Source organism: Novosphingobium sp. G106, assembly GCF_019075875.1.
In the GTDB taxonomy this organism is placed as follows: Bacteria; Pseudomonadota; Alphaproteobacteria; order Sphingomonadales; family Sphingomonadaceae; genus Novosphingobium.
This window is the reverse complement of sequence record NZ_JAHOOZ010000002.1, coordinates 357784-382550: the sequence shown is the minus strand read 5'-3', so window position 1 is coordinate 382550 and position 24767 is coordinate 357784. Positions and strand designations below refer to the sequence as shown.

The following is a 24767-nucleotide window of genomic DNA, read 5'->3' as shown; positions in this document are numbered from 1 at the left end:
AAGCCTACAAGCGATCCGTCTGGGCTGGTAAGAACGAATACCCGAATGTTGCCAGCTTGGGTGAGCTTGTTTGCAGTTTTTTTGAAATAATTGTCGACTTGCTCGACCCGACACGAAAAAAGCCGCTCGATCATGTTTGGATGGATCGAGCGGCTCGATGGTGGATTTTCCACCCGCCTGATTATCTGTCACTTGCTTTCGATCGTCCTTTGTGACGCGCGAAGGCGGCGCGAAGGTTCTCAGTGGGAGCAGCGGGGCGATCCAGGGCGGCAAAGAAGGCCTCGTGATCGACTGGCTCGAGCATCGTATGCTCATGAGCGGAAATCGTTTCCATGGCAGCCTTGTAGGCCGCGTTCATCGTGAATACCGAATCGTCTACACCTGAAAGAGCAGCTGCCTTTTGGATGGTTTCCTTGATGCGCGGCTTGGTCCGAAACGACATTCGTTCAGAACTGCGCTCTTCAATCCCACCTATGCTGTCGTGGTAGGTCAACATGGAAATTCCTTCTATTTCGACAAATATGTACGCCATAGAGGCGCACCTTGCAAGGTCATGTACGCCACGCCGGCGCACATTCAGCTAAGGTGAGCAATTCGCCTATGAGCCGCGTTCGGGCCGAGCCATTGATGTGCCCAAGCGCCGTAGTCGCGTGTCTGCTTGTCAGCCGGCCGTGAGCCAGCAACTGCGCCTCTTGGGGCTGGAGCGCGATCGAACCCGGAGCTAGCCGAAACAGCCTCCGGGATCCCTCGTTCCAAACTAGCCGAGGCCTCAATTTGATGCGCGCGTGGAGGTAGCCGAGCAGAGCCTCGACGCTCAGACCCCGCCGAACCGATCGGTCAACCGGACACTCGCGTCAAACCCGCTCGCGCGAAGAGGCTCCAGAATGTCGAACGCTTCCTCTTTCGAATGCGCAACGATGCCAATCCGTTTCTAGGAACGAGCTCTCTTTGTGATCATTCCGCAGCCCTCCGCGAATAGAATCAAGCAGCGCCTTCGGTGTAGAGGCAGGATTTGGGGTTTTTGCGGAAATGGTGAGCCCGATAATGGCTTCAGCAGTCACATCGATCACCATCGTAGCTAGCGGCCGCCGCGGTGTGCCGTCTCCGAAGTTCACCGGCATATCGAGAACGGTGTGGTCGACCAGAAGCTCGAAGCCGGCCTTTATGTCATCGGTGAGCAGGCTGGGTCGGGTCCGTCGGACGTGAAGCCCGATCGTGCAGCGATCAGGCATCGCAATACCGAGAGTATGAGCCTTTGCCATGATCCGATCGACAATCAGATTAGGCCGCGCGCGACCACTGTCGGAGATAATGTCGGCCATGAGTTTGAGTTGGTCCTGTTTGAAGCGCGTAGGCTTGGGACGCGAGGCTCCTGCGCCAGCGACTACTTCTGGGCGAGGACTCGCTCGCCAAGCGCGGACCATATTGTAGAACTGGGCATGGCGTAGGCCCAATTTGGCAGCTTCTGCTTCGGCCGCGGCTCGACCAGGCTTCGCGATAAAACGTTCGATGGCTTCGATTCTGCGCGAAACCTCGGCACGCCGTGCTGGCTCCACGAAGGTCAAATCGTGGTCAGTGGGCATAAAGCCTCCTCATTTCGGGATCTGGGGGTGTTTGGATTGGTGTTGATGCAGCGTGACGTGGCAATGCCGTGATTGGGGCATTTCAAGCCTGTCGGCCGGTCAGTGCAAAACTGTCCGCGCGATGCCGCCCGTCTTGCCTTCATACGCCGGACAGCGACCTCGGCTTTAGCCTGGAAGAGAGTAGGGCACTGCTCGACCTAGCAGCCCAGCGCGAACGCGATTGCGGCGAGATCGACGCACTCGCCAGCCGTCACCTTGTCGAGGTTGATCGAAAGATCGCCGCCGTCAAACAGGAGAGCAAGATTGCCGGTGGCGCTTCTTCGAATGGGCCTCAGTCATTTAGTGTTCAGGCGAGCGGGATAGTATTTGCCTAGGATCAACCGGAGGATTCTTGATGCCTAAGCTCCGTACTGCCCTGATCGCCGGCGGCGCCTCGCTGCTATTCGCCGGAGCTGCCTTTGCTGCTGCCGAAAAGCTTCACACTATGAGTGTCGCCCTGCCTGATGGCTCGGTCGCGCATATTACCTACGTCGGTGATACCGCGCCCAGGGTCGCGATCGACCCGGTGGATTCACGCCAAGCAATCGCCTACGACCCCTTCATGCAGATGGAGCGTGACATGGCAGCGATGCAGCAGCGCAGCGCCCAGCTCATGCAGCGGACCGCAGAGATGCAGCGCAGCGCCGATACGCAGCATCCCGAACAGATCCTGGTCTCGGGCAACCTACCGGCGGGAAACACTTACAGCTATACCTCGATCACGTCGTCGAATGGCAAGAATTTCTGCACTCAGACCGTTCAGTGGAGCTCTGACGGCAAGAACGCTGAGCCCAAGATAACCCGCGCTAGCTCCGGTGATTGCGATTCGGCGAAAATGAAAACCCCGGTTCCTGCCGCAGCAGCATCGGGTGAAGCACCCGTGAAGCCCGACCCGCATTCGATCTAGCCCCCCGGCGACCGAGCAGAGCATAGCAGAGCTGGTTCAGAGCATTAGGAAAGCGAAGAGGTGTCCGGCCACCGCGAGATCTTGCTCGTTAGGAGTGAGATCGAGGGTGGTCGTGCCGCCATTCGAGGCCGAGTGGCCACAGAACGACCGCGACCAGCGCAGCAACGGCGAGCGTCATACGCAGGAATTCACTGGCCGCGAGTTCCTCCCGCTCCAGGAGCAAAAGCAGGGCCAAGCCGAAGGGAACCCCCGAGTTCAGGGTGGCGGACAAATTTTAGAACAGTCCAGCAAAACCAGCTAAACAGCGCCGCAGCCATGAGACTGCCAAAAACCAAGCCGAGCTTGAGCGATGATCGAAAGCATCATCATGGCGGGCATTCTCACAAATCGGGTCCTGCACGCCTCTTACATATGTCGTATTACGATATATTCAAGGCCAAAGTCGCTGATTTCACAGGTGCATTCACAGCGCCAGATAGCGATCGCTGCATCAGGCCTCGAGTTGCTCGAAAATCGTTGCCAGCAGCGGTTTGAGCCTTTTAATCTCGTCGCGATGAACGCCAGAGAGTTCGTCCAGGATCGTGTAGGCCCGCTCGGTGAGACGAAGAAGAGCGCGGCGCCGATCATTCTCAGCCGTCTGCCGTCTCACCAGCCCCAAGCCTTCCAACCGATCGATGAGCCCGGTCGCACTATGCGGCTTTAGAATCAGGCGCTCGGCGACGTAGCCGACCGTCGCTTTGGCTGGGTCGACGGCGCGGATCGCCAACAAGGCCTGATGCTGTCGCGGTGTCAGGCCAATGCCACTGGCACATTCCTCGCTGAAGGCCTGAAACCGCCGGATCGCATAGCGGAAGTTGGAGAGCGCAACATAATCCTCGTCGGTTAGTGGCCGGTTCCGCCCTTTCATAAATCGCCTCCGGATTGAATTGTATCGCATTGCGATATAGTGGCCCTACATCTTCCGCAACAGGACCGAGCCAGCCCTATGCCATCTTCTTCTGCCCATTCTATCGAGAGCCATCGGCTCGCGGACCATAGCGTTGATCTGCGGATGCCGCTTCTAGCTATGATGGCGCTGGTTGTTGGCACGGGCGGCGCCGTCGGGGCGTGGATTCTTGTAAAACTCATCGCAGTGGCCACCAATCTATTTTGGTTTGGGCGGCTATCAGCAGACAATGTCGTCATCACCGATGCCTCAGTCGGACTTCTGGTAGTCGCGATCCCAGTCCTGGGCAGCCTTATTGTTGGCCTGATGGCGCGGTTCGGTTCCGACAAGATCCGGGGGCACGGTATCCCGGAAGCCATTGAGACAATCCTGTTTGGACAAAGTCGCCTGTCGCTGAAGGTCGCGCTGCTCAAGCCCCTCTCGTCAGCGGTTTCGATCGGTAGCGGCGGACCGTTCGGCGCGGAAGGGCCAATCATCATGACGGGCGGTGCGATCGGATCGCTGTTCGCGCAATGCTTCCATCTGAGTGCTGCCGAGCGCAAAACGTTGCTAGTCGCCGGCGCCGCCGCGGGCATGACCGCGATATTTGGGACGCCGCTAGCGGCTATTCTTCTCGCCGTCGAAGTGCTGCTTTTCGAGTGGAAGCCCCGCAGCTTCGTGCCGGTAGTCGTAGCGGCTATGGTGGCCTATGCATGGCGCCCCTACTTCATCGGATCAGGCCCTATGTTTCCGACGACCGCCGGCCTGGTGGATGGCGGTTTGGGTCTCGTGGCCTCCGCTGGGATCGGGGTCGCTGTTGGGCTCGAAGCGACGCTACTCTCGACGATGCTCTACCGCATCGAAGATCTGTTCCATAAGCTCCCTGTCCATTGGATGTGGTGGCCGGCGATCGGCGCGATCGTCGTCGGCATCGGTGGCCTCATCGACGCCCATGTGCTGGGCGCGGGGTATGCCAGTATCGAGGGCGCTCCTCACGGCCTCACTGTCGTTGAGAGTCGTTGTCGCTCTGCTTGTCGTGAAGGCTGCCGTCTGGCTGGTGGCATTGGGATCGGGCACGTCAGGCGGCGTGCTCGCTCCATTGCTCATACTTGGCGGTGCCGCAGGTTTTCTGATCGGTCAGTTCCTGCCGGGCGATGCCGGCTTCTGGGCGATGATCGGCATGGCCGGCATTATGAGCGGCGCGATGCGTGCGCCAATGACAGGAGCAATATTCGCGGCCGAACTCACCGGACATTTCCAGGCCCTTCCCTACACCATCGTGGCCGCGACGGCCGCCTATGCCATCAGCGTGCTGTTGATGCGGCGCTCGATCCTGACGGAAAAGATCGCTCGGCGCGGACGTCACATCCTGCAGGAATACACGGTCGATCCGCTCGAACTACTCCAGGCAGACCAGATCATGACCCGAGCGCCGGAAACGCTGCCTGGGACAATGACCATTTCGGAGGCCTTGGCCTTTTTCACATCGGAGGCGCGGCACCGCAGCTATCCCGTCGTCGACGGCAACGGCCGTCTGGTAGGGCTCGTTTCACGAACCGATGCGCTACAGTGGCAAACAGATCGGCGTCAGGCCGATAGCACCCTCGCCGACGCCGTCTCCGATGCAGCCCAACCGGTAGCGTACCCCGACACACCATCGGGCGTCGTTGCGGACCTGATCATTGAAACGGGAATTGGCCGCATTCCGATTGTCGCGCGGCACACTCATCAGGTTGTAGGCATTCTGTCGCGCCAGGACCTTCTCAAGGCGCGCGGCGCGAACAGAATGGCCGAAACGGACCGCGATCGCTTCGTGCGGCTCGGCACCGAGCGTCCCGCTTAGCGCTGACAACTCCGATATCTCGGTCGTCCAAAGCTGGCCCGAGAAGGGTGGAGAACGAGTCATTTATTCATTAAAGTGTAAGGACCATTTGAGCCGGGCATCAACGTGATAGGATGGGGACTTGCTTCGACGATAACTTGCCAGAGCGCGCTGCCGCGATTTTCAAAAACCGCCGGAACGAGGGGCATTCCATGTGGCTCGGTGCAGGACAGATGGCGGCGTGCTCCAGGCCATTTTTTCAACGCGTTGAGTTGTCTGATCGTCCGGTCAAGCTCGGCCGCCTTGTCCGACAGCGGCACACGGTCGATCTGCGCCGAAGGCCCGCTGCCGAACATCGCGCTGATCTGATCGAGCGAAAATCCTGCCAGGCGACCAAGTGTGACCAGCGAGAGCCGGCCGAAGACATCTTGGCCATAGGTGCGCCTGAGACCGCGACGCCCCAGCGATTCTATCAGGCCCTTCTCCTCGTAGAACCGCAGGGTCGAGGCCGTGATTCCCGATCGCTTCGCCACCTCGGAAATTTCGATCAGTTTCACGCTTGACCTCAAGTCGGCTTGAAGTGGCATCGTGCTGCGATCCGTCATTCGACACAAGGACAATCGCTATACAACAGGCCCCGAGCGCGACGCGCCAATCATCAACGGGAGGGCGTTGGCCGGCCTTTCCCTGACGACGCTGATGTCGTCGCTCGCCACCGGTACCGCCAATGTTGCGCTGCCGAGTTTGGCGCGTATGTTCGCGGTGTCGTTTCAGGCGGCGCAGTGGATCGTGCTAGCCTATCTGCTGACCGTTGCCGCAATGGACGTCATCGCCGGGCGCGTCGGAGATGTCGTAGGACGGCGCCGGCTGTTACTGGCCGGCACGACGGTTTTCGCGGGCGGATCATTGCTGTGCGGCCTCGCGCGAAGCTTCGAATTAGGCGCGGTGATCGGGCTCGATCCCGCGAGCGCCGGCCTCGCGCTTTTTGCCTTTGGTTTATCCGAGTTGCCGGATGGGCCTCACCGCGAACTCGTGAAGCTTCTAAGTTCAACCCTTGAGCTCACGCCGCGTCCAGTCGCCGTAAGCGCGGCGAATATGGCTGTGCCACATTCGCGAGTTCCGCGAGAATGCTCGAGATTTTACCCTAGGGTATGTTCTCGACGTCGATCAGCAGCGCTATACGGCCATCAGGCGCCCTGCTGGCTAATTGTTCCGTGACCATGGGTCCCCCTGCCGAAAATGAAATGAATGTCTGCGCATCCGCAGCAGCCTACGGTCGCTTCGACAGTCTTCCAATAGAAGACCCTTCCCGGTCACTTAGGAGAAGTGCCTGAGAGTGGCCGAGGCCTTCCGACCGCTGACACCATCACGGCCGAAATGGCGTCTAGCATTTGCTCTGGTACATAGGGCTTGGGAACCAGAATGCTCTGCGGGACTCCGAATGCGGGCCAATCCGGAGCACTGTCTCCCGTCGCGTAAACCACAGGGATATCCGGTCGCAATTCCCGAGCTCGCCTCGAAACCTGCCATCCGTTCGGCCCCGAACCAAGACGCACGTCCGTGATTATACCGGCTATCTCTCTGTGACGGTTGTCCAAAACCGTGATGGCTTCTGCCCCGCTGGTCGTCGGCAACACCACATATCCACTCGCTTCCAGTGCGTCCTGGATTGCCATGAGAATGAGCGGCTCGTCTTCCACGACCAACAACACCATTACTTCAAACACCAGATTGCCCCCCGGCCCCGCCGCCGTTTCTCGCAGTTCGGATTTATATCGGATTACGACCTATTTCGGCGCCGTTGGTTCCCAAGTCAAGGCCGTCAGAGCGGTCGCGACCGCAAACTGAACAATAGCGGAGGCTCGTGGAGGAAACGCGGCCGAGACGATTGTGCCCGCAGCAATTCGTCATCGGCCCCCGGATTCGAGCACTTTTGCTCAATCTTTGACGTCGCGGGAGACTTGGCGCGTGATCTGCAGCTCCGGCCGCGCATATCGCAAGGCTGCGCGCTCTGCCGCCAACTCGCCCTCTGCATAGTTGTGGCCGGCGAGAATCAACGACATTAGGTTTTGCGGCAGAAAGACCTGATCGAGACGCCGCGCCCCAAGGCTTGCCCAACAGGGCACAGCGTGCAGAAGCGTAAAATAGCGCGCGGTTTCAAACCCCTCTTCAAGTGCCACGCAGGGAGACTCTCCTCCCTCCCACTTGCCATGCCCCCTTCCCCGGCCGGCCCGGCATGAGTTTCATGCTGTAATTGCCAGTCTTTGGATTAAGAAAAATGCGCTGAACCGCGGTCAGTCGGTTCCCTTAGCGCACCGCTACGAGCAACGCGGGATGAAACGTATTCCAGGGTTTTAAGGCGGTAGGGACGACGCGCATGGAAGCGTAGGTCATCGATGGCCGGTTAGAGATGCCGCAATGTCAGACGGCGCTCGGCGATTGTCCCTGTGATGGAAATCCCCTCCTCCCATAGCCGCGCCACGTTACCGGCTCCATGCACGGCCGCGTCACGGTAAGAGAAGTGTTGCTGATTGGAATCCGACACAGCTCGCGCAGGATTTTTTTGCGGTTGCAACCGGCAATGCATGCAACAAAAATGCCGCGATCGCCCTGGCGTATCGATGGACTTGGCGTGCTATCAGCGTGCGCTTGGCACAAACACCTCGCTGTCCGGCCGTGCCACGGCCCGCCCAGAGCAACTACGGGATCGATGAGTACCTGAGTTTGTCGTCTGGCTGTAAGCGGAATGATCTCTCTCCTGCTTACCAGATCTCACCCATCACCCTTTTCCTGCTTGCAGCCCGACTGACATCTGGTCGCGTATCGATGACCCGCAATCTTCCAGGCGTGAGCGTAGGTAAACCAGACGAAGCCCGCATGCGGAAACGACTTCTCGCGAGCACGCACGGGTCTTTTGGTCGCTGTGGATCTTGTCGCCTGCGCTTCAATTGCACTTTAGGAGCATCTGGAGGCGCTGGTTAAGCCAGCGGACCGCTTGTAGCCCCCCGCCAATTTGCATACGACTGGGGATGAATATGAGGCCCCTACTCGATGTGGCTCAAGACCGATCTATACTTGTGCGGATTTTGCGGCGCTGCTTGATTCGCCTTGATCAGTCCGCGATCCCAGGGATGGTCCGGGACTCTCGGCTCAGGGGCAGCACTGTCCCTGCTTGATGGCGAAAGAAGCCGCTCATTTGACTAACCACGTGTGTTTTGGCATAGCTGTCCAGGATTAGGGGGCGTTTTTCGGCCTTTTTCACGAACCGTGGCCAATTTGGGTTGAAAAGGGGGACATTTCCCATGCTGTCGGGTCAGATTCTCGATGCGATGATCACCTCCTGCGAAAACGCGAAGACTGTCCTGCGGCAAGCTGCCATCGACCCGTCCGACAGGAAAACTCTCAATATTTCAATGGGTGCATCGGTCGCCGCCGAGTTTCTGGGGCGAACACCCGAAGCCCTTTCCAAGGCAGAGGCTCGTGGACGCCTTCCAACACCTAAGACCTCCGCCAATGGACGCCGATATTACACCGTCGATGATTTGATCGCGATTCGCGAGGCGCTCGGCATCAAGATGGGCAAATTGCCGTCCGAGCGAGCCGTCGTCGTTGCAGTACAGAATTTTAAAGGCGGCGTGAGCAAGTCGACCACCGGCAAGCACCTTGCCGATTATCTAGCCCTGCGTGGTTACCGGGTGCTCGTCGTGGACTGCGACCCCCAAGCCTCGATGAGCGTTATGTTCGACGTCAATCTCGAGGCGTTGGTCGAAGAAACCCATACGCTGTCGAACTTCCTGTCGCCGCGCATTGATGAGGCGGATTCGCTCCGCAAAACAATCCAGAGGACTGCCTGGCCCAATATCGACATCTGTCCGGCGAACCTGGGCCTTCAGGACACCGAGTGGGAACTGACCGCGACGATCGAAGAAGGACCAACGGCAATCGCCGGCGCCTTCCGCATGCTGCGGATCGGATTGGAAGAAATCCGCCAAGATTACGACGTCGTCATTCTCGACCCACCGCCTGCCATGGGGTTCCTCGGCGTCAACACTCTGACAGCGGCCGATGGCTTGCTGATTCCCGTCCCCGCCAGGCAGCTCGACTATCTCTCCACGATCCATTTCATGCAAACCTGCCGAGAGGCGATGGATCTCGTCTCCAAGTTCGACACGTCGATCGATTACGGCTTCATTCGGGTCGTCTGCACGATGTTTCAGCCGAGCCGCACGAACGAGGCGCAGATGCTCCAAGTCATGGAGAAGACTTACGCCGGACAAATGATCTCAACGCCCATTCTACTCTCCGAAGAGATCAAGAATGCCGGCCTTTCGATGTCGTCGGTTTACGAAATCAACAAGCCATATGGCTCGCACCAGACCTATGTCCGTTGCCGAGACAATCTCAACATGGTTTTTCGGGAGATCGAGAAAGACATCTGCAAGCAGTGGCCGTCGCGGATGGCGCAGCTAGGCACCGATAGGTTGACGGAGGCGGCATGACAAGCGCGGGGGGCAGACGGCGTAGTCTTTTGGCGAACGCCATTGAAAGCATCGGCACGACACCTGCCCCGACACCGCCGGCGGATGCGCCCGTCGCGGCAGAACTCGTTGTGCGAGAGAAGCCCGCAGACGAAGCGGCTACCTCATCGTTTCTAGAACGGCGTGGGATTGCGTTCGACGAGATCGCACGGACAGTGAAGCGGCTGACCATCCGTCTCAAACCATCGGAATGCTCAATTTGGCCCGGCAATGCGCGGGATCATGCCGCGCTCAGCTATGATCGCTGCGCCTCTCTTATCGAATCCATCAGAGAGGAAGGGACCAATCGTGAGCCTGTGGTCGTTCGGCGCACTCCGAACGCCGAGCAGCCTTACGAGTTGATCGTCGGCACACGCCGGCATTTCTCGGTTTCTTGGCTGCATGCCAACAACCACACCGAAATCGAGCTCGTCGCCCGGATTGAAACACTCGACGACGAAGGCGCTTTCCGGCTCGCAGATCTGGAAAATCGGGAACGCGAGGACGTCACCGACCTCGAGCGGGCCCGAAATTATCTGCATGCCGTCGGAGCCTATTACAACGGCGTCAGGACCCAGATGGCTGACCGCCTCGCTATACCGAAACAGAATCTCCACAATTTGTTGCAACTCGCGGAACTTCCCGACGGAGTCGTGAACGCCTTTGCCGAACCTGGTGATCTCAAGGTCCGTCACGGCATGCGCCTTTCGCCGCTCCTCAAGGACGAACGCTATCGCGACGCCATCCTGGCCGAAGCAGCTCTCCTGACGGAGGAGCAAGCGAAGCTACGGGCTGCCGGAGCCGACAAGATCGAAGGCAGCAGGGTCTGTGAGCGCCTGGCGACCGCAGTGACAAGCGCAAGGAGCGCGCCGGCGCCAAAAGCAAAGCCTGCTCTGAGGGCATCTTCAGGCAAGGAAATCGGACAAATTCTCGCCGACACCAAGGCGAAGGGCATTACCATCAATATCAACCCGAAATGCGGCGAGACGGCCGACGAGATTCTGGACGCCCTGCGCCCCGCCATTGAAGGTGCGCGGTTTGCCCAGAAAAAGGGATAAATCCACTTTTACGTCTTATTTTCAAATACTTATCTTGTAGTAAAACGCGTTTTACCCGCGTTGCAGGACGTGAGATGTCACAGGAATTCCGTGAAGATGGTCAAGTCGATCTCTTTCTGCCGCAGCTCACGGCACTGCCCCTTCGCGACCAGCGTGAGACGATGGAGCGGCCATTCTTCTCTCTGTCGAAACGCAAGCGCCTGAAGCCGATCGACTATATCAGTCCCGATCGAAAGATTACGGTCCACGTCTCGGCCAACTCCGAATATGGCCTTGCAACGATCTATGACCTCGACATCCTCATCTACTGCGCGTCGGTCCTCATCGAGCACAAACGTCGTGGTACCAACGACATTCCGCAAACCTTAAACGTCGTACCTTACGACATGCTCAAAACACTGAAGCGCGAGGTTGGCGGTAGAGCCTATGACTTGCTGGGCAATGCCCTCGATCGGCTTCAGTCGACCACAGTGAAGACCAATATTCGTTCTGGTGACGCCGTGGAGACCACGTTCTCCTGGATTGACAGCTACAGCCAGCTCAAGGATCGCGCCGGCAACGTACGCGGCATGCGCATCACCCTCGCAAAATGGTTTTACGACGGCGTCCTCATGGAAGGCGGCGTGCTTGCCATCGACCCTGCCTACTTCTCGTTGACAGGAGGAAGAGAGCGCTGGCTGTACCGCGTCGCGCGCAAGCACGCCGGCGGTGCCGGTACGGATGGTTTCGCGATCTCCATGCCCACACTATTCGAGAAATCGGGCGCGGAGGGCGATTACCGCCGCTTCAAGTTCGAGATGACGAAGATCGCAAAGGAGAATGCGCTCCCTGGCTACGCCTTGGAGATTGAACTGCGCGGCGAGGCCGAGCCCTTGTTGCGCATGATCAGGCGCGACATCCCGGCAGGAGCCCCCTCCCCTGCCCCGCCCTCCGCTTTACGCGAAAAGCCCATCGCCTCCGCGCAGAGCAAGATGGACGCCTCGCCCGTGGTTGGGTTTCCGGAATATGGTCATATAGCGCACAGCGCCTTTAGCGCGATCGCGCGGGCAAACCTACCCGAGCCACAGCGTGATCACGGGCTCGTAGCCGACGACTTTCGTTCGTTCCTGAGGCAACGCGGGATTGCATACGACACGAAGAACATCACCCAAATCTTCGCGACGTTCTGCTCAAAACAACGCGCCGCGACCTGACAGAGGCTCAGTACTTCGGGAACGTACGAACCGCGTCCAAACCAGGTTCAGGATCACGTTCCTGAAGTACCGTCTTTCGATGAGTCCGACGTTGTACGCGCCGAACCTACGAATGCCACAGTGGCCGAGGCTCGGCACTCTCAAATCCAGCTAGTCAGCGCCGCACTTATCCTGGAGATGCCTCCGCCGGGGATTCTCACATAGTCATGTTGGTCTTGATCGCCGCCGTAAGCACGCGGCCGACGCGCAGGATGCGGTATCATCGAAAAAGCTTCCAAATCGGCCACATGTCAATAACCGGGTACATTAGGAACGGGCATCCGAGCAGAGCGCGCGCCGACAATTCCAGACATGAATTGAAGCGTCCCAAATGGACCACCGATGTCGGCATCGCCGCTGGTCGGGCAGGGGAGGGCGGTTGCGCTATTGCCAGGCCCATCCGAATCGCCTCATCCAAGCAGCGGCGTTCCTGAAGTACCGAGACAAAGCCAGACCTCACCCGATCAACAAAGCTGGGTCGCGGCTCGATGCCGCAAGATCTCCCCACTCGATCGAAAGCAGCATGTCGCCCGACCCTCCATCGTTGGGCAGCGAAACGGCGTAATAGCCATAGAAATTGCGAGCTCGGACTATGTCAGACCGGCCGGAAGGCCGTGCCGGCGGTACCGATGTTATGGATACCTCCTATCCATACAGACGACCCGTTCCCAAAGTACCGTGAGGGAATCGTCGTAATGCCCTAATTGCCCATTTACGACTATCAATGCCGCCATATCCGCGGCCTGACAGGACGCCTGCTGCCCGGATGAGATGGAGCGCTGAAAATACCCAAAACCCCCGCAATTCCGCGACTTCTAGCAGAGTAAAACGCGTTTTACCGCGGCTCGTACCCCGTCTGATGAGCGCAAAGCGGCACGGTATTTCAGGAACGGATCACGGTACTTCAGGAACCGAATCACGGTCCAACAGGAACGCTACATTGGGTATTTCAGGAACGCTAAGACGGTATTTCAGGAACAGCCATGTTGCCTCGACTCGCGATGATCCCGTGAGTCGCTCTAGCTGCGTCCACAGCTTAACCTTGTATCCTATCTTCTAAAGGAATTAACGGCGCCTACGGCGAATCCTCTCTATTGAAGATATTGGGATAGGGAGAAGGGCGCTTGACCGGGGAAGTTGGATCCCATCTTTCGATCCTTCCCCAAAGCCAGTGAACCACAGCTAAGGTCAGAGGGCTGATGTATGCCACAGAAACGGCTCTACGGCTTGCTCAGGCGATCGAGGACGCCCCTACCGCCACGCCTGCCCTAAGTGTCGCGAAGCGACGTAGCACCTTCCGGAGTGCCGCCAATCCCGAAGTCATGAAAAGACTCTGTCAGCACAGAGCGGTTGATCGAACGCAAACCACATCGCCCAAAGATCGGGTCATCGCGCTCAAGCCCAGCATCGCCGCTTGCCACCGACCGCGGCGACGGACGCATTCGATCACTACTTTCTGGGCCAGCTCACGGGCGCGAAGAATAGAGGTCTGCGGGGAAGCCAAACGGCCTACCGCGCCCGGTTTGTCGCCAACCCGTTCCGTCTGGCACCGTGCGCTGCTGGTGTTGGCACACAGCGAGCGACAGAGCACCTCGGATCGCTTCGAGCGTCTTGTTGCCTTGCCGGCGTTAGCTTTGCTCGGGTCGAGCCCGAATGTGCTGAAGGCGAAGGCTCGTTGCCCCGAGGCAACCGTACCATAGTCTGTACCCGTGGGCCTGGTCATGCGACGGGTCGCTCGTTGAGAGGCCGCGCTCGGAACCACAAAAGGACGTTTTTGCCGAATTTTGCCCTCAGAATCCCGTAGAGCGCGTTGGCGAGGTCGCCGCACCCTTGCCCATCTGAGGCTGCGTTTTCGCGCTGTAAGGGGCCTTTCCGGGAACGTCTAAAATAGATTTATAAATCAAATTGTTAGGGTGATTTTCGGGCTGTTCCGCTGTTTGGACGCGAATTGCTGCTCCTAGCGGCGTCGGCAGGCCGCAAGGTTAGTCGTCTTCCTCGGCATCAGCCAGGGGCACGCCGCTGCGATTCAGCAGCGCCTCGATGCCCGCCATCGCGGCATCGTACTCACCCAATGCCGCGGACGAGAAAGCAAAGCCAGCTGCTGGCTCGCTGACATCGGGTGCCGGGTGAGCACTGAGGTTGACTGAATAGAGGCACACGCCCGCGAGGGTGGTGCGCTCGAGTACACCGATGTCACCCAGCGCGGCGAGCATCGTGCGGACGCCAAGTCGGGTGGCGCCCAGCAACGTTTCGATCTGCGCCGAGCGCAGCGGCCCAAAGCCTGCCAGCAGTTCAAGCAGCGCCGGTGCGCGCGAGGTGCGCCGGCGACCAGGTTGGAGGTCATCGATGCGCCGACTAAGCTGGCCCGCTTTGACCAGGCTACCGCCCAGGCTTTGCGCGACCTCGCGCAGTGCGCCCGCCACGATGATGCGCGCTTCGCCCGGCCCGGCCGCATCTGGCGAAGCATCAAGGCGGATGAGGCCGGGGAAGGGGAGGGCGTGGGCGAGGAGCCCAGCGGCGCGCCAGTGTTCGCCCCAGAGCATTTCGAGAGCCCAGCGCGGGGAGGGCAGCGCTGCGCGCTCGACGGTCAGCCGCATTGCGCCGAGGCTGATCGGCACGAGGGCGCGTTCGGGCGGCGCGAAGCGGATATGCGCAGCGACCGCGCGGTGAAGCTGCGCCAGCGCGGGCAGTGGTAGCGGCGAGGGTTCAAGCGCTTCGATCAGGTTGCGTGCCCCGGTGACCAGGCTGTGAGCGGCGGCGTGCCCGGTCTCTGCGTCTGGCACGCTGTCCTCATGATCCTGGGGCGCCAGCAGCGCCGCGGAGAACTTGGCGGCGAGCGCGGCGAGGGGCTCCCAGCTGCTGTGCGCGAGCTCGGTGAGGATCGCCTCGCACACCGCCCGGGGCGCGCGGAGGTGGCGCGGCGGGGCATCGGACAGCGTCGCGAGGCCGGCGCACCAGGCGTGGAAGCGCTGATCGGTGAAGCTATGCCCCTCCTGGCGCAGCGCGGTGATGAGCAGGGTCCGCAACTGCTGGCCGGCGAGCAGGCGCAGCGTCCGCGGCCGCGCCGCGCCGAGCGCGCCATCGAGGCGGCCGAGCGCGAGCAGTGCCTCCGTCTCGAGCGTGGGAACATCGCCGGGGTAGGCCATGGCTGTCCTGTCCGATAAAACGCTGGAAAATCAATGCATCGCTACGGATGTATAGCGAACATCAGAAAGCTATACAACAACAGGAACTACGGAATTCATGCACTATCGCTAATGGGATATTATCGATAGTGACGTCGCCACAGCAATTGCGTATCAGACGTCCATGCCCGTGAATTCTCCCTCTTCTCGATCCGTCACCACCATGCCGGGAATCGCTGGCGAGCTGGTGATGGTCCGTACCGCCGCTGAAGCGCCGCTGCCGCGCCGGCATGGGGATCGGGCTGCGAACCGCGTCGCGCAACTGACCGCGCTGCTTGTTGGCCTCATCGGCCAGGGCGGAGCAATCGACCGCCTCGCCTTCCGCAAGAGCCTCGAGGCGCGCGCACCGGCGAGCGTCAAGGCGCTCGCCAACGATCTTGCCTGCTATGCGGCGTTTTGTACGCGCGCGCGGGGGATCGGCCTGCCCGCGAACGAGGCGCGAATCGTCGCTTACCTCGAAGATTGCGAAAGCCGGAAGCTTAAGCCGGCGACGGTTGGCCGCAGGCTCGCCAGCTTGGCGGTCATCCACGGGCTGCTCGGCGTGACGAGCCCGACGCGCGGGAGCATCGTGCGCGATGCGCTGCGCGGGTTTCGGCGCCGGGTGGGGGTGGCTCAGCGGCAGGCGGGGCCATTGCGATTTGGTGAGGGTATCGGCGCCGAGCCCGCCAAGGGGTTCACCTTGAGCGCATTGCTGCAGGCCTGCCCGGGAACGCTACCCGGGTTGCGCGATGCGGCGCTGCTCTCGCTTGCCTACGACACCGGGCTGCGCGTCTCGGAACTGGTGCGGGTGACGTGCGACCATCTCGCCACCCAGAGCGATGGCTCCGCGGTACTCACCGTGCCGCGCTCAAAGACCGACCAGGAAGGGCAGGGGGCCTACGCTTGGCTGTCGCCCGACACGATGCGGCGCGTTGCAGCATGGTGCAATGCCAGCGCGATTCGTGAAGGGCCGCTGTTCCGTCGCATCGGCGTGGTACGGACGAAAGCGCGCGAAGCCGAGCCACCCCGGTCGTTACCGGCGCCGCCAGGCTTTCAGTGGCGGCTGTCTGTCGGCGCGCGAGTGGGCGCTGAAGCGAAATCCGTGCTGGCGTCGACAACCTATATCATCGGCGAGGAAGCGTTGACGCCGGCGGCGGTGCGACTGATCATCAAGCGCACCGCCATGCGCGCCGCCGACGAGCATCTGGTCAATCTCGTCGGCAAGGAACTCGTCGCGGCGATTGAGGCGCTGAGTACGCATTCGCTCAGGGTCGGCCTCACGCAAGATCTCTTCGCCAGCGGCGAGGATGCTGGCCCTATCGCCCAGGCACTGCGGTGGACATCGACGTCCACCGCACTGCGATACGGCCGAAAGCTTGCACCGGCTTCCAATGCGACCGCGCGGATGCTGCGCGAGGTTAGGGGATGACGGCCACCATTCCGGCCGGGACTTGCCCTAGGAAGGCACTCACGGTCATCTTCCTCGACTGACGAGGGCAGGGGAGCGCCCTCCAGACTCCAGACCTCTCGGAGGGTGTGAGGGAAGACAAGTGTGAGTCCCACAAGTGGATAGCCCCGAAGTACCGCGTCAGCGTTAAGTGCCACCTACACTTTGCCACTTCCCGAACGCATCGGCAACATCCCGCCTGCCGAGGCCGAAGAACAATATTATGCTGCCGCGGACAACATCGATATGACAGCGTGCCTCACAACCCAATGCCTCCGGCAAACCCGGCGCGGTTCACTTTGCGGTGATTGGCCGCAGCATTGAACTCGGCCATAAGCGCTGAAAGCCGCAAATCGGACGCAAGCTTCCAGAGGGCGTGGAGCGGCGCATCGGATGCGAGCTCCTTGCCGATCCGGACCCGACGCTTCATTGCAGCGCGATCGAATACGCCCAGGAACAGATTGTCCGTCGTTTTGAAGTAGTAGTGGACCAACGCCGGCTTGATCGAAGCCTGCGACGTCACGCGACGGGTGCTGACCGACGCATATCCTCCGTCGACCATCAGATGCTCGGCGCTCAATTGCCTGCTGGTGGGCAATGCGATCTCCGATTTGTCCATCCTCGCCGTAGCATTCCGCTTACGAGCCGCTTCACCGGTTCAAGCGACTCCGTGGGGGAACGCATCTGTTCCTCGGGCTTCCGATCCCCGATCATAGCTGGAAGCGCTAACGATCAGGGACCTGGCCTCTGTCGCCGGTCAGCTCCCGAAGCGATACTTGATCCGGATACCCCACATCCTGGGCGCGCCGAATATCGCCGTTTCGTAACCTTGTGAGAGAGTGCTGCCGGTAGCGACCGGGTAGATCTGGTTGGTCACGTTGGTTACGAACGCCGACAGGTCGATCGGCTGGCCCAGGAACTCGTTCCAGTTCAGGTTGAGGTTGACGAGGTTGGTCGCCGGCAGGCGGCCGAGGTTGGCGTCCCACAGCGGGATGTTCGCGGTACGAAGCTGAACCGAGTTGGTGCCATCCAGAAATGGAACGAACGCATCGTCGGCGCGGCTGAAGTACTGGGCGCTGGTGTAGACGTAGGTCGCGCTCAGGGAAATCCTGCCCAGGTGTTCGCTGACCGGCAGCGTATAGGTTCCCGTCAGGGTCACGCGGTGCTTTGGCGAGAGCGATAGAGGTCCGCCGACGATCTGGTTCTGCGTGAAACCTGCGAAGACGGATGAGAGCGCCGGCGGGATCGTGGGTGGGACGAAAGACTTGAGTTCGGTGTCGAGATAGGCGTAGCCGAGATCGAAGCGCAGGCTGTCGAAGAAGGTTGCGGACGAATCCACCTCGATGCCGCTCAGCCGCGACTTGCCGGCATTGACCACCGCGGTCGAGCCCGCGAAGCCGCTCCCCAGCACCGGGCTCACCCCGACCGAGAGTTGCTGATTGCTGAAATCGTTGTAGAAGCCGGTGATATTGAAGTAGCCGCTGACAGCGCCATGGAAGCTGGCTTTAGCGCCCAGTTCGTACGTGTCGACCTTCTCGGGATCCCAGGCTTCGAACCCGAAGTTGTTCGGGTTGATGCCGCCGGTGCGGTAGCCGCGTGCGTACTTCGCGTAGAACAGCAGGTCCGAAGCGGGCTTGTATTCAAGGTCGACCATCCAGGTCGGCGCATGCGACTTGTTCAGCGGATAGGTGTACAGGCACTGGTTGATATCCGTCACCACCTTGCCCGTGCCCGGCGTGGCGCCCGGGTTGTTCAGCGGATCCGAGCAGCGCAGGATCTGCGGGACGCCCGCCGCCGGAACGGCTAGATTGAGGCGGGAACTGCGCGCGCTCACCTTGGTAGTGTCCCACGTGTAGCGCAGGCCTGCGGTCATGCTCAATTGATCGGTGAGCTTGTAGGTACCCTGAGCATAGAGCCCCTTGCTGTCGAACGATGCCTTCTGGGACGCCTGGGTGATCGAGCCGAAGCCCAGCGGGTTGGTGCAGGCGATATCGCGAATCGAGGTGCAGTTGACGTATGCCCCCGTCCGACCCTGGTTCCAGCCCAGCGGCCGGCTGAGCTCGACGTAGGCGCCGAGCTGCCAGTCGAACCGACCGTCTCCCGTCTTGCCGTGGAGCTGGAGCTCCTCGGTGAAGCCGGATTCGGCCGCCTGGTTGGAGGTCGTATCAAAAACATCCTGGAACGTGACCTGGAATGGCGTCGTTCCAAGGAAGAAATTGTCGCCGTTGAGATTGTTGCTCAGCCTTTCCCGGAACTCTGAATAGCTGGCGATGTTCTTGACCGTCAGATCGTCGCTGGCTTGCCACGTCGTGGTGTTGATCACCTGCCAGGTGCGCTGGTTGACGAAGGGGTTCGGATTGGAAATGTCGGAATCCAATGGGCCGTCGCCCCTCGCGTTTTGCCGGGCGATCTGAGCGCAGGCCGCCTGGGCGTTGATGCCCAGGATGCCGGTGGTCTGCCGCTGGTCGCAGGCGATCAGGCGGCTGCCATATCCGCGGCCGAAGGAATGGCTGTAGGTCGCGACCGTATAGTTCTCGAGGTCCGGGGTTAGATCGGCGACGATGCTGAGGCGCGCGGCGAAATAGTTGACGTTGGCGAAGTCGTCCGCACCCGTTCCCGAGTGGTTCTTGACGTAGCCGTCACGCTTGTTTCGGTCTACCGTGACGCGGACCTTGAATGTATCGGCGAGAGGCACGTTGAGCACCATCTGCCCGCGCATCAGATTGTATCCGCCGGCCGAACCCTCGACCCAGCCCTCCAACCTGTCGGTGGGCTTCTGCGGCACCAGGAGCACCGCACCGCCCGTGGTATTGCGGCGAACAGGGTGCCCTGAGGTCCCTTGAGCACCTGGACGTTCTGCAGGTCCATGAAAGAGCCCACGGGAGCGGTCGCGCCGGAGGTCGTGCCGCCCTGGACGCGGGTGGACACCACGTCGGCGAAATAGACGCCGACCGATGGCGCGGTGCCGCTGTCCTGGACGAAACCGCGGATCGAGAATGCGGCCTTCTCAGGGCCGAACCGCTGATTGACCGATAGCGACGGGGTATAGATGGCAAGGTCGGTCGCGGTCACGACGTTGCGATTGGAAATCTGCTGCTGGTTGAAGACCGTGATCGAGATGGGCACGTCCTGTAGGCGTTCCTCCGAGCGCCGGGCAGTGACGACGATGTCACCGAGATTGCCCGCCGACTCATCCTGGGCCGCCGCTGGCGCGCTCGCGGCGATGACGATGGCGGACGCAGCGCCTGCAAGGCTCGCCTTGGTACGGTTGATACGCATAGTGATCCTCCCCCTTGTCGATGGTGTTCCCGGCGTGGCGTCAGGGCCCGGCGGGTTTGTCGAAGTTCACGGAAACGTGCGTCACGTCGCCTTCGATCGCGCCGCGCGGCGTAGTGTAGTCCGTGACCGGCACACCGGTGTCCCGCCCGATATCGACCGTTTCGCCGAGACCCGATGGGCTTAGGAAGAGGCTTCCGACATGCCCGGCCGCGATGCTCTTGCCGTTGGCGAGAAGGGTGACATCGGCGCCCTTCGCGAAGCCCCGGAAATCGAACCGCATGCGTAGAGTACCGGCGCCCTGAGGCAGCGGATCGGTGGCAGCGATGCGGGTGGTCTGCGCCGGATCGGTCGTGGCGGCATAGACGAAGGTCGGCCTTCCTTTTTCGAGGAACAGGCTCCAACCGCCGAAATGGCTGCCCACGGCGATCACCACGCCGGATGCGTCGGGCTTGGCGGTCGCCACGTCGGCATCGAGCGTGAAGCTGCGGCCGGTCCAGGCAGGATTGCCGCCTGCGGGCGCGCTGACGTCCTTGCCCCAGTAGTCGTAGCGGTCGCGGCCCACCGGGCGCTCGTTCTTGTCGAAGCGTGCGATGCCGAACCTGTGGTCAAGCGGGAACACGTGGTTCTTCTCGGCTTCCTGGCGCCAAAGCGCGATCATGTCGCGAAGGCGGCCGGGATTGCGTTGTGAAATGTCCTCGCCCTGGGAGAAGTCCTTGGTGAGATCGTAGAGTGACCAGCGGGTTTCCGGACGAGGCCCCGCCGGGGGCAGGTTCTCCCAAGTCAGGCGGCCATCGTCCCCGGAGAGGAACCAGCCGTCGTGATACAGGCCGATCTTGCCGCCGACTTCGAAATATTGCGTGCGGGGGTGCGCCACATCGCAAGTGGCGAGGCTCGGCAGCAGGCTCTGCCCGTCCATCGGTTTCTGCGCCACGCCGTAGACACTGCGCGGCGCCGGCAGGTGCGCGGCTTCCAGGATGGTCGGCGCGATGTCAATCAAATGGCCGAACTGGCCGCATATGGCGCCGGGACGGGAGACATGCCCCTTCCACGACATCACCATGCCGTTACGCACTGCGCCGAGCACGGAGGTATACATCTTGCCCCAGCGCAGCGGCGTGTCCATCGCCCAGGCCCAGCCGACGGGATAGTTGCCATAGACCATCGGTCCGCCGAGCTTGTCGGTGTTGGAGACGAGCCATTCTGTGGACTCGACGCCGCCGGTCATCGAGTAGGTCTCGTTGACGGTGCCCTTGGGGCCGGCCTCCATGCTGGCGCCGTTGTCGCCGATGATCAGCGTGACGAGCGTATTATCGAGCTTGCCCATCCGCTGGAGTTCGTTGAGCACCCGACCGAACTGCTCGTCCTGATAGACCAGTTGGGCGGCCGCGACCTCCATCGACCGCGCGGCGAAGGCCTTTTCGCCGGCCGACAGGCTGTCCCATGCTGGGATGGGATCGGGACGCGGCGTGAGCTTCGTGCCTTTGGGGATAAGGCCGGCGACGAGTTGCCGGCGCCAGGTTTCCTCGCGCATCCGATCCCAGCCCTGATCGAACTTTCCCTTGAAGCGGGCGATATACTCCGGCGGAGCCTGGTGTGGTACGTGAGTCGATCCCGGCGCGTAATAGATGAAGAACGGCTTGTCGGACGCAACTGCCTCGTGGTTGTGGAGCCAGCTGAGCGCGTCCGTCGCTAGCCGCTTATCGAGCAGCGCGCCTTTGCCTTCGTCGGGATCGACCCGATTCGTCCCGCGATAGAGATGCGGATCGTACTGGTCACTGTCGGCCGTGATGAAGCCGTAGAAGTATTCGAAGCCGAGGCCTGTCGGCCAGTTGTCGAAGGGCCCGGCTCCGGAATCCTCGCCCGGCGGCACGTTGTGATGCTTGCCGAACATGGCTGTGCTGTAGCCATTCAACTTCAATACCTGCGCGATGGTCGCGGCCTCCGGGGTGATGCGGCCCGTATAGCCAGGATAGCCCGAAGCCAGGTCGCTGACGTGTCCCATGCCGACGTTGTGATGGTTGCGCCCAGTCAACAGCGCTGCGCGCGAGGGCGAGCAGACGCCGGTCGTATGGAAGCGGTTGTAGCGTTGTCCCTGCGCGGCCAGCCGCTCGAAATTGGGCGTGGGCACCGGTCCGCCAAATGCGCTCGACATGGCGAAGCCGACATCGTCGCTCATGAAAAGGAGCACGTTCGGTGCCCCATGGGGCGCACGGACCGGGACCTGCGGCGACGGTGTGGAATCGAGGATGTTGTCGGCGATAACGCCGCTGAAGGGCGAGGGTGGGACGGGCAGGACACTCCGCTCGCTCTGAGCGTGAACCTCGATGCTGCTTGCCCAGGCCAGCACTGTTAGGCAGGCACCCGCCCATTTGCGCATATCAACCATCCTCTGGATCCGCTCGGCGGTTTGCCGACCCTGTCAGGAAAGGATTGCAAAAGGCCGGGAGTACGTCCAATTCATCAGACTACAAATTTGATGAATTGGATTCATCATGTTCGACCTACGTCATCTGCGATATCTCACCGTGCTGGCAAAGCGCCTGAACTACGCACGCGCCGCCGACGAGCTGGGCATTACTCAGTCCGCCCTGAGCCGCTCGGTCCAGTCGCTGGAGCAGGACTACGGCATCCGCCTCTTCGAGCGGGGCCGGGGCGGTGTCTCCGCAACCCTGGCGGGCCGCCAGATCATCGACCGCGCTCTGGGGCTCTTGGCAAATGCGGACGATCTCGAGAGTCACCTTCGCAATACCGCGCAAGGCGATGTCGGCGAGCTGAGCTTCGGCATCGCGCCAGTGCCGGCTCGGGCGCTGCTGGCCAGAAGCCTGCAGGAAAGACTTCGTCAAGCGCCGAAGATCCGGAACAACGTGTTCATCAGAAGCTTCGATGCTCTGCTGCCGATGCTGCTCGCCGGGGAGATTGAGTTCATCGTCTCTCCGATTGTCCTGGTGCCGGACTTCCCTCCTCTGCGTTGCGAGAAGCTGGGGGATTTTCCGGTCAACCTAATCGTGCGGCCTGGCCATCCGCTGCTCAGCGGTGCGAGCTTGGACAACCATTTTCCGTTCCTGCTTTCGGGCCAGAGCGTCATGCCGCATAGCGCGCCCGCCGAGCTGCTCGATGAGAGCGGCGGCGTCATCAACCTCATCGAGGATTTCGACACATTGATCCACGTGACGCGCAATTCCGATGCCGTCTGGCTCACGTCGACCTATGCCGTGGCCGACGAGATCGCCCAGGGCACACTCGCGAAGCTCTCGAAACCAGCTGCCGTGTATGAGGGCCATTTCACCGCCGCCATCTTTTCCCTCGATCGGAGTTCGCCGTCTCCGCTCGCCAAGCTCATGAAGCAGTCGCTTCGCCATAGATTTAACAGCTTGGTCAGGGACCATGCTGCCGGTTGATCGGCGTCGCTGCTCCTTCCAGGTCGCGCTCGGCGCGGAGGACCGGTCCAAAACGTCTCGGTCGACTTTCGCGTTACTTCATATCGGCAGGGGGCTCACTCTAGATCCATCCCGACATGCGGGACGTCACTTTCGATCGCTCCGGTCGCGTAGGAATAATGGGGAACGTCTACGCTGAAGTGCTCCTGTTGGGAGCCGTGCATTCACGCACAGGGGGGACGCGTGAGATATGGTCCACGCCATTCCGATCGGCGGTGCAACGCCCGTTAATTTACGGCACGACCATTACATTTGTCATGTCCTAACGCTATATGAGTGGGATGGGCGATATCCCAATCTTCCTTCGTCTCCAAGCGCACGGTGGTAGTCTCATGACGCGCCTGACCGCCTCGGGACGTGAAAGCCGCTAGAGCGGCGCGTCTCCGAGGCGGAAAGCCGGCCCCCCGGTTGGGCCGCAGATCATTCACCACCATCGACGGATGCCTGCGAACGGAGCAGTTGTGTCCACGGAGAAATCGTATGAATGAACCGCAGGAAAGCGATCTCGCGACGGCTGTTATTTCCAGCCGCAAAGAGATCGAGGGCGCGATGAAGCGATATTTCGCGAAGGAAATTGGCTCGAATCCAGCCTCGCATGCTTACGCAGCAGGGCGGCTGGTCGACATTCTCATAGGATCGCTGGGCCCCAGAACGGATGGCGGTGCAAACGCCGTCGCGAGTGCAATTCCGCCGGCGTACTATACAATGTTCGGCGACGCTCTGATCCCAGTCTTAAAAGACGTCATAGGAAATGTGGCGTCTCCGACGATTATCTCGAAATCTATCGACAGCTATTGGCGCGCAGTTCGGTGTCATCAGATAGCCTGAAGGTCGGAACTTTTAGAAACCTTCGGCCGTTGCCTCCAGCACTAGCTTTTCACGTAGCTAAAAATGAGAAGGGAATTGACTGGTGCTCACCGTCTTGCTTCTAGCCTCGGTTTTTACTGCGCTTGAGGTTGCTCCATCGTTCTTTTCTGATCAAGTTATTGAAGCTAAATCTGCCTACCGTGATTGCATCGCCGATACCTTTGGCAACCGCCCCAGGGATGAGGCCGCGGAGACGACCCTCGCAGTCGCTCTTGAAAATTGCCGCGATATCGAGCTTGCATTGCGGGCGGCGTCTAAGGCCGTTCCCTATGCAAATCAAGGGGATACACTCGCGCTTGTTCTCGATACCCGGATCGAGGGTGAGGAGGCAGGTTTAAGGCAGCGCGAGTTTCGTTGAGATGCTTGTCGCGTTTCTACTATTCAGGCGATGATACTTGAGTTAATAATACATAGTGACCCAAAGACTCTGCACTCTCAGGGTTTTTACTCAGGGGCGACCTAGCAATGGGTCGTCCTTTCTTTCGTCGAA

General features: G+C 60.6%; 22 protein-coding genes and 1 pseudogene. 12 read left to right on the top strand and 11 right to left on the bottom strand.

The features are described 5' to 3' along the window. A partial coding sequence (locus KRR38_RS31975; RefSeq protein WP_217407830.1) for a hypothetical protein occupies nt 1-215 on the top strand: 215 nt, incomplete at its 5' end. On the opposite strand, the gene KRR38_RS31970 is transcribed toward KRR38_RS31975, so the two are convergent. Together KRR38_RS31970 and KRR38_RS31965 are read right to left on the bottom strand one after the other, a co-directional pair. Then, a complete protein-coding gene (locus tag KRR38_RS31970) occupies nt 182-496 on the bottom strand; it encodes a DUF1778 domain-containing protein (RefSeq protein ID WP_217407829.1) in 315 nt (104 codons plus the stop codon). The genes KRR38_RS31975 and KRR38_RS31970 overlap by 34 nt on opposite strands. Before the next feature lie 358 nt (nt 497-854). Beyond that, entirely contained in the window at nt 855-1583 is a 729-nt protein-coding gene (locus KRR38_RS31965) for a hypothetical protein (protein ID WP_217407828.1), read from the bottom strand. 68 nt (nt 1584-1651) lie between these two features. On the opposite strand from KRR38_RS31965, the gene KRR38_RS37570 reads away from it, so the two are divergent. Both KRR38_RS37570 and KRR38_RS31955 read left to right on the top strand, forming a co-directional pair. Continuing rightward, nucleotides 1652-1957, top strand: a complete 306-nt coding sequence (locus tag KRR38_RS37570) for a MerR family DNA-binding protein (protein ID WP_309141215.1) — start codon at nt 1652-1654, stop codon at nt 1955-1957. A 20-nt stretch (nt 1958-1977) separates the two neighbouring features. Further along, nucleotides 1978-2529 carry a hypothetical protein gene (locus tag KRR38_RS31955; RefSeq protein WP_217407563.1) on the top strand — a complete coding sequence of 184 codons (552 nt, stop codon included), beginning with the start codon at nt 1978-1980 and terminating at the stop codon, nt 2527-2529. 490 nt (nt 2530-3019) lie between these two features. On the opposite strand, the gene KRR38_RS31950 is transcribed toward KRR38_RS31955, so the two are convergent. Then, complete coding sequence (locus tag KRR38_RS31950; RefSeq protein WP_217407561.1) at nt 3020-3436, bottom strand: MarR family winged helix-turn-helix transcriptional regulator; 417 nt, start codon at nt 3434-3436, stop codon at nt 3020-3022. A 78-nt stretch (nt 3437-3514) separates the two neighbouring features. Here KRR38_RS31950 and KRR38_RS31945 point away from each other — a divergent pair. Then, nucleotides 3515-5297: pseudogene (locus KRR38_RS31945) on the top strand (chloride channel protein). 59 nt (nt 5298-5356) lie between these two features. Here the strand turns inward: KRR38_RS31945 and KRR38_RS31940 are convergent. Further along, nucleotides 5357-5833 (bottom strand): MerR family DNA-binding transcriptional regulator, encoded by a 477-nt coding sequence (locus KRR38_RS31940; RefSeq protein WP_309141228.1) that lies wholly within the window; start codon nt 5831-5833, stop codon nt 5357-5359. Nucleotides 5834-5864: 31 nt separating this feature from the next. Between KRR38_RS31940 and KRR38_RS31935 the strand changes: the two genes are divergently transcribed. Further along, complete coding sequence (locus tag KRR38_RS31935) at nt 5865-6494, top strand: MFS transporter (protein WP_217407558.1); 630 nt, start codon at nt 5865-5867, stop codon at nt 6492-6494. Between the two features lie 95 nt (nt 6495-6589). On the opposite strand, the gene KRR38_RS31930 is transcribed toward KRR38_RS31935, so the two are convergent. Further along, the gene (locus KRR38_RS31930) at nt 6590-6991 is read right to left on the bottom strand and encodes a response regulator (RefSeq protein ID WP_256449647.1); all 402 of its coding nucleotides are present in this window, start codon (nt 6989-6991) and stop codon (nt 6590-6592) included. A gap of 222 nt (nt 6992-7213) precedes the next feature. Beyond that, complete coding sequence (locus KRR38_RS36710) at nt 7214-7456, bottom strand: toprim domain-containing protein (RefSeq protein WP_254515773.1); 243 nt, start codon at nt 7454-7456, stop codon at nt 7214-7216. 1122 nt (nt 7457-8578) lie between these two features. Between KRR38_RS36710 and KRR38_RS31920 the strand changes: the two genes are divergently transcribed. The 3 genes from KRR38_RS31920 to KRR38_RS31910 all read left to right on the top strand — a co-directional run bounded on the left by KRR38_RS31920 (nt 8579) and on the right by KRR38_RS31910 (nt 12044). Continuing rightward, nucleotides 8579-9775: an AAA family ATPase gene (locus tag KRR38_RS31920; protein WP_217407556.1), complete on the top strand. Its 1197-nt coding sequence runs from the start codon at nt 8579-8581 to the stop codon at nt 9773-9775. Further along, nucleotides 9772-10851: a ParB/RepB/Spo0J family partition protein gene (locus KRR38_RS31915; protein ID WP_217407827.1), complete on the top strand. Its 1080-nt coding sequence runs from the start codon at nt 9772-9774 to the stop codon at nt 10849-10851. Before KRR38_RS31920 ends, KRR38_RS31915 begins: the two co-directional genes overlap by 4 nt. Nucleotides 10852-10925: 74 nt before the next feature. Next, nucleotides 10926-12044, top strand: coding sequence for a replication initiator protein A (locus KRR38_RS31910; protein ID WP_217407826.1), 1119 nt, complete (start codon nt 10926-10928; stop codon nt 12042-12044). Between the two features lie 2021 nt (nt 12045-14065). Here the strand turns inward: KRR38_RS31910 and KRR38_RS31905 are convergent. After that, complete coding sequence (locus KRR38_RS31905; protein WP_217407555.1) at nt 14066-15229, bottom strand: hypothetical protein; 1164 nt, start codon at nt 15227-15229, stop codon at nt 14066-14068. Between the two features lie 163 nt (nt 15230-15392). Here KRR38_RS31905 and KRR38_RS31900 point away from each other — a divergent pair, with 163 nt between their 5' ends. Beyond that, nucleotides 15393-16676: a tyrosine-type recombinase/integrase gene (locus KRR38_RS31900; protein ID WP_217407825.1), complete on the top strand. Its 1284-nt coding sequence runs from the start codon at nt 15393-15395 to the stop codon at nt 16674-16676. Nucleotides 16677-16953: 277 nt separating this feature from the next. Here the strand turns inward: KRR38_RS31900 and KRR38_RS31895 are convergent, their stop codons facing one another. The 4 genes from KRR38_RS31895 to KRR38_RS31880 all read right to left on the bottom strand — a co-directional run bounded on the left by KRR38_RS31895 (nt 16954) and on the right by KRR38_RS31880 (nt 22350). Then, complete coding sequence (locus KRR38_RS31895) at nt 16954-17313, bottom strand: TetR/AcrR family transcriptional regulator (protein WP_217407553.1); 360 nt, start codon at nt 17311-17313, stop codon at nt 16954-16956. 138 nt (nt 17314-17451) lie between these two features. Next, nucleotides 17452-19479 carry a TonB-dependent receptor domain-containing protein gene (locus tag KRR38_RS31890; protein ID WP_217407824.1) on the bottom strand — a complete coding sequence of 676 codons (2028 nt, stop codon included), beginning with the start codon at nt 19477-19479 and terminating at the stop codon, nt 17452-17454. Then, nucleotides 19413-19973, bottom strand: a complete 561-nt coding sequence (locus KRR38_RS31885; protein ID WP_217407551.1) for a TonB-dependent receptor plug domain-containing protein — start codon at nt 19971-19973, stop codon at nt 19413-19415. Before KRR38_RS31885 ends, KRR38_RS31890 begins: the two co-directional genes overlap by 67 nt. A 40-nt stretch (nt 19974-20013) precedes the next feature. Further along, nucleotides 20014-22350, bottom strand: a complete 2337-nt coding sequence (locus KRR38_RS31880) for an arylsulfatase (protein WP_217407823.1) — start codon at nt 22348-22350, stop codon at nt 20014-20016. Between the two features lie 115 nt (nt 22351-22465). Here KRR38_RS31880 and KRR38_RS31875 point away from each other — a divergent pair, with 115 nt between their 5' ends. From KRR38_RS31875 to KRR38_RS31865, 3 genes are all read left to right on the top strand, one after another. Continuing rightward, a complete protein-coding gene (locus tag KRR38_RS31875) occupies nt 22466-23371 on the top strand; it encodes a LysR family transcriptional regulator (protein ID WP_217407822.1) in 906 nt (301 codons plus the stop codon). A gap of 519 nt (nt 23372-23890) precedes the next feature. Next, complete coding sequence (locus KRR38_RS31870) at nt 23891-24238, top strand: hypothetical protein (protein ID WP_217407548.1); 348 nt, start codon at nt 23891-23893, stop codon at nt 24236-24238. An 82-nt stretch (nt 24239-24320) separates the two neighbouring features. Continuing rightward, complete coding sequence (locus KRR38_RS31865) at nt 24321-24635, top strand: hypothetical protein (RefSeq protein ID WP_217407547.1); 315 nt, start codon at nt 24321-24323, stop codon at nt 24633-24635. The last annotated feature ends 132 nt before the right edge of the window (nt 24636-24767 follow it).